At 62.2% G+C, this 12,295-nt stretch carries 12 protein-coding genes and 1 tRNA gene; 6 read left to right on the top strand and 7 right to left on the bottom strand.

Going from position 1 to position 12,295, the window contains the following annotated elements; all coding sequences use genetic code 11:
- The coding region (locus tag CEY11_RS18790; RefSeq protein ID WP_143322931.1) for an ISL3 family transposase at positions 1–810 on the top strand (810 nt) is incomplete at its 5' end.
- Between the two features lie 40 nt (positions 811–850).
- On the opposite strand, the gene CEY11_RS18785 is transcribed toward CEY11_RS18790, so the two are convergent.
- From CEY11_RS18785 to CEY11_RS18770, 4 genes are all read right to left on the bottom strand, one after another.
- A tRNA-Cys gene (locus tag CEY11_RS18785) sits at positions 851–924 on the bottom strand.
- A 357-nt stretch (positions 925–1,281) separates the two neighbouring features.
- The gene (locus CEY11_RS18780) at positions 1,282–1,494 is read right to left on the bottom strand and encodes a hypothetical protein (protein WP_088604927.1); all 213 of its coding nucleotides are present in this window, start codon (positions 1,492–1,494) and stop codon (positions 1,282–1,284) included.
- Between the two features lie 2 nt (positions 1,495–1,496).
- Positions 1,497–2,555, bottom strand: coding sequence for a radical SAM/SPASM domain-containing protein (locus CEY11_RS18775; RefSeq protein WP_088604926.1), 1,059 nt, complete (start codon positions 2,553–2,555; stop codon positions 1,497–1,499).
- Between the two features lie 614 nt (positions 2,556–3,169).
- Positions 3,170–4,468, bottom strand: a complete 1,299-nt coding sequence (locus CEY11_RS18770) for an MFS transporter (protein WP_088604925.1) — start codon at positions 4,466–4,468, stop codon at positions 3,170–3,172.
- A 302-nt stretch (positions 4,469–4,770) separates the two neighbouring features.
- Here CEY11_RS18770 and acuR point away from each other — a divergent pair, with 302 nt between their 5' ends.
- The 5 genes from acuR (at position 4,771) to CEY11_RS18745 (ending at position 9,200) form a co-directional block, all read left to right on the top strand.
- Positions 4,771–5,520 carry an acrylate utilization transcriptional regulator AcuR gene (acuR, locus tag CEY11_RS18765; protein ID WP_088604924.1) on the top strand — a complete coding sequence of 250 codons (750 nt, stop codon included), beginning with the start codon at positions 4,771–4,773 and terminating at the stop codon, positions 5,518–5,520.
- Between the two features lie 15 nt (positions 5,521–5,535).
- On the top strand, positions 5,536–6,522 hold the full coding sequence (gene acuI, locus CEY11_RS18760) for an acrylyl-CoA reductase (NADPH) (RefSeq protein WP_088604923.1): 987 nt from the start codon (positions 5,536–5,538) through the stop codon (positions 6,520–6,522).
- An 80-nt stretch (positions 6,523–6,602) separates the two neighbouring features.
- Positions 6,603–7,181, top strand: coding sequence for a peroxidase-related enzyme (locus tag CEY11_RS18755; RefSeq protein WP_088604962.1), 579 nt, complete (start codon positions 6,603–6,605; stop codon positions 7,179–7,181).
- 154 nt (positions 7,182–7,335) lie between these two features.
- Positions 7,336–7,767: a MarR family winged helix-turn-helix transcriptional regulator gene (locus CEY11_RS18750; RefSeq protein WP_088604922.1), complete on the top strand. Its 432-nt coding sequence runs from the start codon at positions 7,336–7,338 to the stop codon at positions 7,765–7,767.
- Positions 7,764–9,200 (top strand): DHA2 family efflux MFS transporter permease subunit, encoded by a 1,437-nt coding sequence (locus CEY11_RS18745; protein ID WP_088604921.1) that lies wholly within the window; start codon positions 7,764–7,766, stop codon positions 9,198–9,200. The genes CEY11_RS18750 and CEY11_RS18745 overlap by 4 nt, the downstream gene beginning before the upstream one ends.
- A gap of 82 nt (positions 9,201–9,282) precedes the next feature.
- On the opposite strand, the gene CEY11_RS18740 is transcribed toward CEY11_RS18745, so the two are convergent.
- From CEY11_RS18740 to CEY11_RS18730, 3 genes are read right to left on the bottom strand one after another with little or no spacing between them, the layout of a single operon-like run.
- Positions 9,283–10,086 (bottom strand): carbohydrate ABC transporter permease, encoded by an 804-nt coding sequence (locus CEY11_RS18740; protein ID WP_088604920.1) that lies wholly within the window; start codon positions 10,084–10,086, stop codon positions 9,283–9,285.
- The gene (locus CEY11_RS18735; RefSeq protein WP_088604961.1) at positions 10,083–10,946 is read right to left on the bottom strand and encodes a carbohydrate ABC transporter permease; all 864 of its coding nucleotides are present in this window, start codon (positions 10,944–10,946) and stop codon (positions 10,083–10,085) included. Before CEY11_RS18735 ends, CEY11_RS18740 begins: the two co-directional genes overlap by 4 nt.
- Before the next feature lie 47 nt (positions 10,947–10,993).
- On the bottom strand, positions 10,994–12,289 hold the full coding sequence (locus CEY11_RS18730; RefSeq protein ID WP_088604919.1) for an ABC transporter substrate-binding protein: 1,296 nt from the start codon (positions 12,287–12,289) through the stop codon (positions 10,994–10,996).
- Positions 12,290–12,295 lie beyond the last annotated feature (6 nt).

The raw sequence follows: 12,295 nt of genomic DNA, 5'->3' as shown, positions 1-12,295 counted from the left end.
GAGCGCTGGTACCAGTCCTTTATCCGGCAACGGGTTTCGGAACTGTCAGGCCGAAGTTGTCCTCAGGTGCTGGGCATCGATGAGCATTTCTTTAGCCATAAGAAGGGTTATGCCACCACGCTAGTCGATTTGAGGCACCACAAGGTGTTCGATGTGGTGCTGGGCCGCTCCGCGGCAAGCCTGCACGGCTACTTGAAGCGTTTACCGGGCCGCGAGCACGTGCGCGTGATTGTGATGGACTTGTCCGAGACCTATCGACGCATTGCCCAGCAGTACTTTCCCAACGCCATGATTGTGGCGGATCGCTTTCATGTCGTTCGACTGGTGAACCAGCATTTTCTGAGGCTCTGGCAGCAGCACGATCCTGAGGGGCGCAAGAACCGGGGCTTGTTGAGCCTGATGCGTCGCCATCACTGGCATCTGTCCTCCGTGCAAAAGGAGCGGTTGCACCAATACCTGGCTCAATCGCCCGTGCTGCGGGCGCTGTACTTTGCCAAACAGCAACTGAACGGGTTTCTGGTCATGAAGAGCCTGAAGGCCAAGCGGGCCAAGCAGATGCTGCCCCAGTTCCTGGCCCTGATCCGTCAGTTTGAACAAAGCCCGGCCAAGGCGCTGGCCGCTACGCTACTATCGTGGCTCGAGCCCATCGTGCGCATGTGGCGCTTCACCAAGTCCAATGGGATCACCGAAGGCTTCCACACGAAGATGGAAATGCTCTCGCGCCGGGCGTATGGCTTCAGGAATTTTGAGAATTACCGCATGCGGGTCTTGGCCCAGTGCGGTTGGAACGGGGTGATTAACCGAGTGTAATGAATGCTCTGATCCCCGATTATGGGGTAGAGCCCAAAATTGGAGGCGCGACTCGGAATCGAACCGGGGTACACGGATTTGCAATCCGCTGCATAACCACTCTGCCATCGCGCCGGCAAACGCCCGCAGGAAGGCAGACGTATTAGAAGCCCGGGATGCTTTCCCGGAAGTAGGCGGCAACCCGTAGGGAGAATCGCCTAAAGCCCGCTATTCTACACCAATTTGGAGGCGCGACTCGGAATGGGATAGCCGGCCGCAGTGGAGGGTGAGGTGGGCTGCGGGCCTGGCGCCCGGAGTTGTGGCTATGTGGGTAGATCAACGGGCACGGAGTCGAGGGCTTATATGGTGGAGTCTGCCTGCTTTGCTTTTGCGAGGAAGGCGCGAGATGAAGTGTTGAGGTGAGACGGCCTGTTCAGGCACTATTTCCGCCGGCCGCTCTCCTGAACGGCCGGCAACGCATTTCCGCGTTGGTTATTGAGTAATTGTGATGATACTGCTTGAAGCTGCAGGGTTTATTTTGCCCAGATCTATCGGCTTGTCCAAGCCAAGGGCCGCCGAGACGGCCTTGTCATGAATGTCGACACCGTGTTTCTGTAAAGAGTTTAGTACATCGGCCAATAATTGAGCTTTTAGTGCGGGGCTCGACGATACCTTGGCTTTGAATCTTTTGAGCTCGTCTGACATTGCTACTCTCCTATATAGTTGGCGATTAATTTTTTCATTTTTTCCGTGCCGTACTTGCCCTCCACGTGATGGAACAAATCATTTATTTTCTCTATTTCGTAGTTGGAAAAAAACTGATTGATTTCATCCGTCAATTCTTTGGATTTGAAAATCTTGTTGCAGAAGCTGCAAGGCCCTTGGCATCCGTCTACCGGGGGTAGTTTTGCGAAAAGGGCAGGATCTCTGGCCTTAATGATTTCGTAGACGCGGCCGAACCCCTCGCGCTTCATCATCCGGAACTTGAGCGAGCCTTCCACCCGGCTCCAAATGATTTTCAAGGGCTCGGAAAAGGCATTTCCAATTGCTATTCCGGGCGTGGCACGATTGAATGTCGAACAGCATGGGTAAGCCATTCCGTCATAAAAGACAACCAGATCGTGATTGATTCTGCGATAGCAGGCCAAGGAATTTATGTCTGTCGATTCTATGGCGTTGTCCCACTTCGTGGCTCGCCCTACTTTGGCCACGAATCTGGAATGGATCGTGAGCAACGGGGAAGTTGGAAAATTTTTGAAATACTCATGCATGGTCTCTTCTGTCTTGAACGTTCCAACCACGTGAGTTTCAATGCCCGATTCGACGAATAATGTTGCAGCCCTTTCGACTGCCTTGCGGCTCACGAACTCTTCGTGACTCGGATCGCAACTTATATTGGCGCGGCGGATTCCATTATTGACCATGAACTCGATCCGACTGGACGCCTCGTTGGGATTTTCTGCCCAGGGTGCTGCCGTTGCAATCGTAAACGGCAGTTTTACATTGCAAGCGGCTCGCATCAATTCGGATACTTCCGCCCAATACCAAAGCGGCTCGCCGCCAGTAAGGCCAAGGCACGTAATGGAAGGTATCTCGGAGGCTTCGTTTACGAGCCGAATAGCATGCTCCAACGGCATTTTTTCCGATCGCTTGGGGTGGCAGCCATAACAGCAGAAGTCGCATTTGAGCGGACACGTCATGGTGTAATTCAGAACGAGAGTATCCCGTTCTTTTGGGCCTTCGGTAGAAGTCGGATCGTCCCACATAGCTGCCCCCTCAGTCTCGATATAGCGGTCAGGCGGGAGTCCGCCGATCGCAAAACCAGCCCGTGCTCGCAGGCCCGGGTTGTTATTTATGTTGCAGCTCGGCCGGCAAAGCGAAGATTAATTTTTTAGAAATTACGTTTTTTATATTCAAATCGAATCTTTGTCACAAATCCTCGGATATTTATGACGCTGTGCTGCATGATGCTGCTTAATTATTACTGATGCTGCAAAGTCTATCGTGGAATTTGCAGGGTTTATAGAAATTTTGGTGACAAGTGGTTAATTAGATTTCCATGTTTTTCAAAATGCCGGACGTGATGTCAATGGCCGGGACAAGGCCGAACGTGGAAGCCCGGAAAATTTATCGGCCTTGCCACCGCTACGGCAAGGTGTCTGCGCGCGGCAAGCGGGGCGATCCGGTAAAAATCGCCTATGGGCTGCAGTCTGTCGAGGGATGCTGCTGGAAGCCCGCCGTTCGGCGTCGATTGACACTAGCAGCTCGAAGCGGGCCTGGCGTTTCCGGCCGGGCAATTGCGGTGGTTCGAGGCCCTTGGCGTGAAATCCGCTCACGTGGAACGGTCAGGCCCGCGCCCGCGCGCCCGGCGGGCTTGCAGTCAGTGAGCTGCTAGGGCTGTCGCGGATACAAAGGCTACTCCCCGGCGCGGCAGGCGCAACGATATGGCGGCGGCCACGAACAGCAGGGCGCCGGCCGTGCCGAATGCGACCAAGTGCGTGTGGAAGTGTTCGTAGGCCCAGCCGCCTAGCCAGGAGCTGATGGTGCCGCCTATCTGGTGGCTGACGTAGGCCAGGCCATAGAGCACGCCCACGAGCCGCGTGCCATATACGTCGGCCAGTATGGCCGAAGACAGCGCCACGCTGCCTGCCCAGACGACCCCGCCGATGGCGGCTACGCCGTACAGCTGCCAGGGCGACACGGCTTCGACCAGGCCGAAGAAGCCCAGGCCGCGCACGATGTAGATGGTGGCCAGGATGCTGCGCCGCTGCACCACGTCGGACAGCTTGCCCAGCCCCAGTGAGCTGAGTATGGCCATCAGGCCGATCAGGGCGATGCCGAATGAGCTGGTATGGGCACTGAAGCCGTGATCCATCAGCATGGGCATGCCGTGGGTGCCCAGCAGGTTCATGCTGAATCCGCAGGCGAACAGGCCGAAGACGATTTGCCAGAAAGGTGCGGTGTGCACGGCTTCGCGCAGGCTGAGTGGTGCTGCCGCGGGCGGGGCGCTGCGCACGGGCTGCGGGCTGCGCGCGGTGCTGTTCTTGGCGGCTGGGCGGTCGCCTATGTCGCCTGGCAGGTCGGCATTTTCCGGCGCCTGCTCGCGGATGACCCACAGCGCACTGGGAATGGCGGCCAGCGCGTAGAGCAGGGCGAAGCCGGCCATGGTTTCGCGCCAGCCGAGTGTGTCTATAGCCGAGGTGAAGACCGGGGTAAGGATGGCGATGCCGGCCATGGAACCGGCCGACAGGGAGAACAGCGCCATGCCGCGCTGGCGTATGAACCAGCGGCTGATGATGGGGGTGAAGGTGACGGGGCTGGCCAGGGCCAGGCCGACCGACAGGCCTACGCCGAACGACAGCAGCAGCCCGACCCAACTGGTGGCCAGCACCGTTCCGGCCACCGAGGCCGCGACGACCACGGTGCCCACCAATAAGACGTTACGGGTGCCCCAGGTGCTGACGAGCTGGCCGACCGCGGGCATCGACAGGCCGTACACCATCATGCCCACGGCCACGATGGAGGACAGCTCGCTGCGATCCAGCCCCAGGTCGTGCGCCATGGGCAGGAAGAAGGGGCCGATGCTCAGCCGCAGGCCGACCGTCAGCAGGGTCAGCACGGTTGCCGAGGCGACGATGGCCCAGCCGAAATAAATACCCTTGTGTTCGACCCTGGCCATGCTGCTTTCCCTTCCCTGGTTTTTCTGCTGCCCGCAGGATGCGGGCGTTGTCTGTAAAGGCTACCACGAACCGGCCCGCGATACCCGGGCCGCAATGTCGGGCAATGGCAAGTGCGGACGTGACATGCGGCTGTTTGAAGAAGGCCTATGTCGATGCGCCGGGAATAGCCTGTCTTGAATTTTATAGACGATCGGTCTATTTTATTGCATAATTCCAAAAGCAGCAGCAAGACCGGGCCGGCAAGCGGCCCGGCAGGGCGCAAGCCTTGCTGCGCGAGCCTGTAATACAAAGGAGCCGACGCATGCCCGGTACGCCCGCCGCACAGTCCGCCGCAGCGCGTACCCCTGTGGCGCCCGGCAGCCCGCAGGCGCCGGGCGCGCCGCGGCGCCGCGGCCGGCCGGCCCGCGACGATGCCGCGCATGCCGACGTGCGCCAGAACCTTTTGCGCACCGGTGTGGCGGTGCTCACCGAACAGGGTTTTGCCGCCGTCGGCATCGATGCGATTCTGCGTTCGGCCGGGGTGCCCAAGGGCTCTTTCTATTACTACTTCGACAGCAAAGAGGCCTTTGGGCTGGCGCTGATCGATGCCTATGCGGAATATTTCGCCGCCAAGCTGGATCACTGGTTCCTGGATGAGTCCTGTGCGCCGCTGGCGCGTCTGCGCAATTTCGTCGACGACGCCAGGCAAGGCATGGCGCGCTATGAATTTCGCCGCGGCTGCCTGGTCGGCAACCTGGGGCAGGAAATGGGCTCCTTGCCGGAATCATTCCGCAGCCGCCTGCTGGAAGTGTTTGCCGACTGGCAGCGGCGCACTGCCGCGTGTCTGCGCGCGGCGCAGGCCGTGGGCGAAATCGCCGCAGGCATCGACTGCGGGCGCCTGGCGGCATATTTCTGGGCGGGCTGGGAAGGCGCGGTTCTGCACGCCAAGCTCGAGCGCGGCCCTAGGGCATTGGATATTTTCGCTGAAGGTTTTTTCGCTTGTGCGGGCGCGGCTTCCTATGCAGCCGCCCCGGCATCCCCACCATTACGCAAATCGGCAAATCGCCGCTAAAGAAAGGAGCAAGCAGTGTTCAAGGCAATACTCATAGATAAGGCGGACAGCGGCCAAAACGTTGCGCTGACAGACATCGAGGACGAGCGCCTGCCGGCCGGCAGCGTTACCGTGCGCGTGGCGTATTCCACGCTGAACTATAAAGATGCGCTGGCCATTACAGGCAAGTCGCCCATCGTGCGCAGCTACCCCATGGTGCCCGGCATCGACTTTGCCGGCGTGGTGGAGCATTCCGACGACCCGCAATACCAGGCCGGCGACCAGGTCGTGCTGAATGGCTGGGGCGTGGGCGAGAAGCATTGGGGCGGCCTGGCGGGCAAGGCGCGCGTCGACGGCGGCTGGCTGGTGCCGTTGCAGGCGCCGTTCACGCTGCGTCAGGCCATGGGCATAGGCACCGCCGGCTACACGGCGATGCTGTGCGTAATGGCCCTGGAACGCAACGGCGTCAAGCCCGAATCCGGCGAGGTGCTGGTGACGGGCGCCGCCGGCGGGGTAGGCAGTGTGGCGGTGGCCATACTGGCCAAGCTGGGCTATACGGTGGCGGCGGTGACGGGGCGGCCGCAGGAATCGGACTACCTCAAGGCGCTGGGCGCGCACGAGATCCTCGACCGCGCGCAGTTCAGCGAACCCGGCAAGCCTCTGGCCAAAGAGCGCTGGGCGGGCGCTGTGGATGTGGCGGGCGGCCACGTGCTGGCCAATGTCTGCGCCGCCATGCGCTATCGCGGCACCGTGGCGGCCTGCGGCCTGGCCGCGGGCATGGCTTTCCCGGCTACCGTTGCGCCGTTCATATTGCGCGGGGTCACGCTGGCCGGCGTGGACAGCGTGATGTGCCCCAGGGCCGACCGCCTGGAAGCCTGGCGCCGCCTGGCCAGCGATCTCGACCCTGCCAAGCTCGATGGGCTGACGCGCGACATAGCGCTGGACGGCGTCATCGCCGCGGCCGGGGAAATGGTGCAGGGGCGTATCCGCGGCCGCGTCATCGTGCCGGTCGGCGGAGATTGAGCCCGCGCCGCCAACGTCAGAGGCCGGCGCCGTTCGCCGGCCTTCCGTACCCACCAGGCATCAGAGTTTTGAAGGCTATCATGACACAAAGCACAACCCCGGCCATAGGCCGATTCCCCATACCGGCATTGTCCGATCTGCCCGAGGACATCCGCACGCGCATCCTGGCCGTGCAGGAAAAGTCCGGATTCATTCCCAATGTATTCCTGGTGCTGGCGCATCGGCCGGACGAGTTCCGGGCTTTCTTTGCCTATCACGATGCGCTGATGGACAAGCCCGGCAATCTCAGCAAGGCCGAACGCGAAATGATCGTGGTGGCCACCAGCAATGCCAACCAGTGCCAGTATTGCGTGGTGGCGCACGGCGCGATTCTGCGCATACGCGCCAAGAACCCGCTGATTGCCGACCAGGTGGCCGTCAACTACCGCAAGGCCGACATTACCGCGCGGCAGAAAGCCATGCTGGACTTCGCCATGAAGGTGTCGGCCAGCGCCTACGCGGTAAATGATGCCGACACAGCGGTCTTGCATGGGCACGGCTTCGATGATGAAGACGTCTGGGACATTGCCGCCATCGCGGCTTTCTTCGGCCTGTCCAACCGCCTGGCCAACGTCACCAGCATGCGGCCCAACGACGAGTTCTACGCGATGGGCCGCTGAATCGGGCGGGGTGTATCGGCCAAGGTGTATCGATCTGGGGTAAGCCGGAGTTAGACAGCTTAACTTGCAAGTTAAACTTGCAAGTTGTACTGTTGAGCTTCGCCCCTGTCGGCGCGCAGCGTGTCGGTGCTTCGGGGGCGTTGCGAGAAATGAAATGCCGACCCCGATACCCGAAGCCGCAGTCATCGATTTCGTCCAGGCCCTGGGCATGCTGGTGCGCCGCATGCGTGCGGCGGCCGCCACGCAGGAACTTTCCCTGACCGAGTCCGTGGTCATGGCGCGGCTGGAAAGAGAAGGCCCCGCGACCATCGCCGAGCTGGCCCGGGCCGAGGGCATGAAGCCCCAGTCCATGGGGGCGGCCGTCGCCACCCTCGAGGACAGGGGCATCGTCGAGCGCCGGCCGCATCCCACCGACGGGCGCCAGCAGCATATCCGGCTCACCACTCGCGGCGCCGCCGTGCGCAAAAGCACGGGCGATGCCAAGCGCAGCTGGCTGGCCCAATCCATGAGCCGCCTGGACGCGGCGGATCGGGACACGCTGCTGGCGGCCGGGCGCATCATGCGGCGCCTGGCGGAAAGCGAATGAGGCTGCGCAGCTCACCGCCAAGGGCACAGGCGGCACCCTCCGGCCCCGATGCCTCGGATCGCATCGATCCGCAGGTATGGCGAGTCGCGGTGGTGGTCTTTCTCGGGCCCTTCATGACACAGCTGGACTCGACCGTCGTGAATCTGTCGCTGTCGGCCATCCACCAGGATCTGCATGCTTCGATCTCGGCCACGCAATGGGTCGTCAGCGGCTATTTGCTGGCGCTGGCGCTGATGCTGCCGATGAGCGGCTGGCTGGTCGACCGCGTCGGCGCCAAGCGCCTGTACCTGGCCTGTTTCTCGGCATTCACGCTTACCTCGCTGCTGTGCGGCGCTTCGCGCACTATTGACGAACTAGTCTGCGCCCGGGTGCTGCAGGGCATGGCGGGCGGGATCCTGGCGCCCATGACGCAGATGATGATGGCCCGGGTGGCCGGCAGGCACATGGCGCGGGTCATGGGCTATACCGTCACGCCGGTGCTGATTGCGCCGATACTCGGGCCGGTGCTGGCCGGGGCGATTCTGAAATACGCCTCGTGGCCCTGGCTGTTTTTTCTCAACCTGCCGATAGGGGTGCTGGGTGTGGGCCTGGCGGCGGCGCTGCTGCCCAGCGATGCGTCCACCATCCGCAAGCGTCCGTTCGATCTGCTGGGCTTTGCGCTGATCGCGCCTGGGCTGGCAAGCTTTCTGTATGGCCTGGAGCTGGCCACGCATCGGCAAGGGGGCGCGGCGCTCTTGGCCGGTGTGGCGCTGGTGGCAGTGTTCATCTGGCATGCCAGGCACAAGGCCGGTGCCGCGCTGATCGACCTGCGCCTGTTCCGCGGGCGCGTGTTCGGGGCGGCGGCCACGACCCAGTTCTGGGCCAACGGCCTGGCTTTTTCCAGGCAGTTCCTGATTCCGCTGTACCTGATCAGCGGCTGCGGCTTGTCCGCGCCGGCGGCGGGCTGGACGATGGCGGCCATGGGCTTCGGCATGATGTGCTCATTCCCGATGCTGGGCACGCTTACGGAAAAATTCGGCTGCCGCGCGGTGTCGGCCGGCGGTTCGTTCCTGGCCATGCTGGGCATGCTGCCTTTTCTGTGGATGGTGCACAGCCAATATTCGCCGACCCTGGCGGCGGTATGCCTGTTCATTACAGGCATAGGGCAGGGCACGATCAATATCCCCTCGGTTTCGGCGGCCTATGCTTCGGTGGCGCGCGACCGGCTGGCCGTGGCCAATACCGCCATCAACATCGTCCAGCGGCTGGGCGGCCCGGTGGCGGTGACCGTCATGGCTATCGTCATGTCGCTGGCTCAGACGCAGACGCAACAGGCCAGCGTGGATGCGCATTCGTTCATGACGCCGTTCGCGCTGCTTATCGCCCTGAACCTGCTGGTCTTCGCGGCCGCCTGCCGTTTGCCGGTGTGGATACATCAAGCCGAGGCGGCTTGAGCATCGCCGGCGGCACTGAGCGGCGCAATGCGGAGGGCAGCCGGCCGGCGGCCTCGCGCGTCGCCGGCGCCTTGCGGCTTCTTCAGCGTATGCCTGCGCGCATGAACGACTGTACGAACTGGCGCTGGAACAGCAGGAACGCGATCAGCAGCGGTGCCGCGCTAAGCAGCGTGGCGGCGGTGATCACCGACCAGTCTATGCCCTGGTCTGACGAGGCGAAGACCTGCAGGCCCACGGTGATGGGGCGCGTGTTCACCGACTTGGTGATGATCAGGGGCCACAGGAAATTGTTCCAGTGGTAGCTGACCGACACCAGCCCGTAGGCGATATAGATGGGCTTGGCCAGCGGTACATAGACGCGCATCAGGATCTGCCAGCGGCTGGCGCCTTCCACGCGCGCGGCTTCTTCCAGTTCGCGCGGCACGGTCTTGAAGGTCTGGCGCAGCAGGAAGATGCCGAACGCCGAGGCGAAATAGGGCAGGCCGATGGCGAAGATGGTGTCGTTCACGCCCAGCCAGCTCATGGCGCGGTAGTTCTCGACAATCAGCACATCGGGCATGATCATCAGCTGCAACAGCACCAGCATGAACATCAGGTCGCGGCCTTTGAATTCAAAGCGCGCGAAGGCGTAGGCGGCCAGAGTGCAAAGCACGAATTGCGCCGCCAGCACCATGGTGACCAGCAGGAAGGTGTTGACGAAATAGCGCGCGAACGGGGCGGCTTCCCAGGCGGCGGCGAAATTGGCCAGGGTCAGCGGCGCCGTCAGGTCGAAGTGCGCGGCGTAGGCCGAAGGGTGGAACGCCGCCCACACGGCGTACAGCAGCGGCAGGAACCACAGCAGACCCAGCAGCCATGCCCCCAGGGTATCGAGTGCGTTCGTCTTCATTGGTAATGGGTCTTGCGGTCGAGCCAGCGGAAGTTCACCAGCGCCGTTACGGCCAGGATCACCAGCAGCACCACGGTCAGCGTGGCCGCGTAGGAAGAATCCCAGAAGCGGAAGCCCGTCTGGTAAATGTAGAACAGCAGCAGCATGGTGGCGTTGTCGGGGCCGCCGCTGGTCATGACCACGATCTGGTCGACCACGCGGAAGGCGTTGATCAGCGCGTTGATCAGCACGAACAGCGTGGTGGGCATCAGCAGCGGCAGCAGCACGCGCCAGAAGTACTGCCAGCGCGAGGCGCCTTCCAGCAGCGCGGCCTCGCGCACCGAAGGCGAGATCTGTTGCAGCGCCGCCAGGTAGAAGATCATGAAGAACCCGGCTTCCTTCCAGATGGTCACCGCCATTACCGCCGGCAGCGCCGTGGTGCGGTCGCCCAGCCAATTGACCGGGGGCAGGCCCAGCAGGTGGCCGATCTGCGCCAGCAGGCCGTACTGCGGCGTGTAGAAGAACAGCCAGATATTGGCCACGGCCACCATGGGCAGCACCGTGGGCGTAAAGTACGCCATGCGCAGGAAGCCGCGGCCGGCCAGCTTGCTGTTGACCCAAAGGGCCATGATCAGCGCCAGGGCGATGGACAGCGGTATCGTGCCCAGCGCGAAATACAGGTTGTTCCAGAGCGCCTTCCAGAATACCGGGTCGTCGAGCATGGCCGAATAATTGTCCAGGCCGACGAAGTGCATCGGCCGGCCCGCCTTGGGCGTGGAATAGAAGCTATGCCACAAGGTGGACAGGGCCGGGTAGTGCGTGAAGGCGATCAGCAGCACCATGGCCGGCAAGAGCAGCAGCCAGCCGTATACCGCGTTCATGCCATTGCGTAGCTTCATGCCGCCGAGCCTCCCGCGCTTGCTTACTCTTACTTATACGAACGCAGGATGCGGTTGGCGCCGGCCTGGGCGTCTTCCATGGCCTGCTTGGGCGTCTTGGCGTTGGTGACCACGGCCTGCAGGTTGTCGTTCAGCAGCTTGGTCACGCGCTGGTTGTCGTGGGTGGAAAATTCCGCCACGCTTACCGCCAGTTGGTCGCGCGCCACCAGCGCCTGCGGCACTTCCTTGACGTAGGCCTTCATCTTGTCGGTTTCCCAGGCCGGCTTGGTCACCGCCACATAGCCGGTGTCGATGCTCCATTGCGCCGCGTTCTCGGGGCTGGTCATCCACTTGGCGAACTTGAAGGCGGCCTGCTGCTGTTCCGGCGTGGACTTCTTGAATATATAGAAGTTGCCGCCGCCCGTGGGGCTGCCGCCCTGCTTGGCCTTGGGCATGGGCGCCACGCCGAAGGCGAATTTGGCGTTCTTGCGCACATTGGTCAGGTTGCCCGTGGTCGTCCACATGATGGCGGTCTTGCCCAGCAGGAAGTCTTGCGGTGTGGTGCCCCAGTCTATGGTGCCGGTGGGCATGACCTTGTACTTGTAGGCCAGGTCGTGCCAGAACTGCAGGGCCTCGATCACGGCGGGCTTGTCCAGGTAGACCTGGTTGCCCTCGGAGTTCATCAAGATGGCCTTGTTGGGCGTGGTCAGCGCCTGGAACAGCCAGTAGGCGAAGGCGCCGCCCGAGGGGATTTCCAGGCCCCATTGGGTTACCTGGCCGTCGCTGCCGCGCTTGGTCAGTTTCTTGGCGTCGGCCACCAGTTCGTCCCAGGTGCCCGGCGCATGGTTCGGATCCAGGCCGGCCTGCTTGAACAGATCCTTGTTGTAGTACATGACGATAGTCGAGCGCTGGAACGGCACGCCCCAGGTCTTGCCGCCGGTGCGGCTGTTCTGCATGAACGCGTCGTAGAAACTGTTCAGCCACTTCTTGTCGTCGTCGGTCTTGACGAAGCCGTCGATGGGCTCGATGGCCCCTTCGTCGATCAGGGTGAACATGTCGGTCGACAGCAGCACCGCCACCTGCGGTGGGTTGCCGCCTTTCTGCGCGGTCAGCGCCTTGGCGACGGAATCCTGGTATGAACCGGAGTAAATTGCCTTGACCTTGATGTCGGGGTTGGCCTTTTCGAAGCCGGCCACGGCCTGGTCGACGATCTTCGTGATCGGGCCGCCCACGGCCACCGGATAATAGAATTCCAGCTCGACCTGCTTGGCCTGTGACCATGCCGGCAAGGTGCCCAGGGCGCCCGCCAGGCCCAGCGCGAGGGTTTTCAGAACGATGCGTCGCATATGTGG

The sequence above is a fragment of the Candidimonas nitroreducens genome (assembly GCF_002209565.1).
In the GTDB taxonomy this organism is placed as follows: Bacteria; Pseudomonadota; Gammaproteobacteria; order Burkholderiales; family Burkholderiaceae_B; genus Candidimonas; species Candidimonas nitroreducens.
This window is presented reverse-complemented; position numbering and strand designations above follow the sequence as displayed.

Excerpts from the sequence above, each read along its gene's own strand:
- CEY11_RS18745 (WP_088604921.1), top strand. The coding sequence starts at position 7,764 with ATGAGGCTGCGCAGCTCACCGCCAAGGGCACAGGCGGCACCCTCCGGC.
- CEY11_RS18755 (WP_088604962.1), top strand. The coding sequence starts at position 6,603 with ATGACACAAAGCACAACCCCGGCCATAGGCCGATTCCCCATACCGGCA.
- CEY11_RS18735 (WP_088604961.1), bottom strand. The coding sequence starts at position 10,946 with ATGAACGCGGTATACGGCTGGCTGCTGCTCTTGCCGGCCATGGTGCTG.
- acuR (WP_088604924.1), top strand. The coding sequence starts at position 4,771 with ATGCCCGGTACGCCCGCCGCACAGTCCGCCGCAGCGCGTACCCCTGTG.
- CEY11_RS18730 (WP_088604919.1), bottom strand. The coding sequence starts at position 12,289 with ATGCGACGCATCGTTCTGAAAACCCTCGCGCTGGGCCTGGCGGGCGCC.
- CEY11_RS18740 (WP_088604920.1), bottom strand. The coding sequence starts at position 10,086 with ATGAAGACGAACGCACTCGATACCCTGGGGGCATGGCTGCTGGGTCTG.
- CEY11_RS18770 (WP_088604925.1), bottom strand. The coding sequence starts at position 4,468 with ATGGCCAGGGTCGAACACAAGGGTATTTATTTCGGCTGGGCCATCGTC.
- CEY11_RS18775 (WP_088604926.1), bottom strand. The coding sequence starts at position 2,555 with ATGTGGGACGATCCGACTTCTACCGAAGGCCCAAAAGAACGGGATACT.
- CEY11_RS18780 (WP_088604927.1), bottom strand. The coding sequence starts at position 1,494 with ATGTCAGACGAGCTCAAAAGATTCAAAGCCAAGGTATCGTCGAGCCCC.
- CEY11_RS18750 (WP_088604922.1), top strand. The coding sequence starts at position 7,336 with ATGCCGACCCCGATACCCGAAGCCGCAGTCATCGATTTCGTCCAGGCC.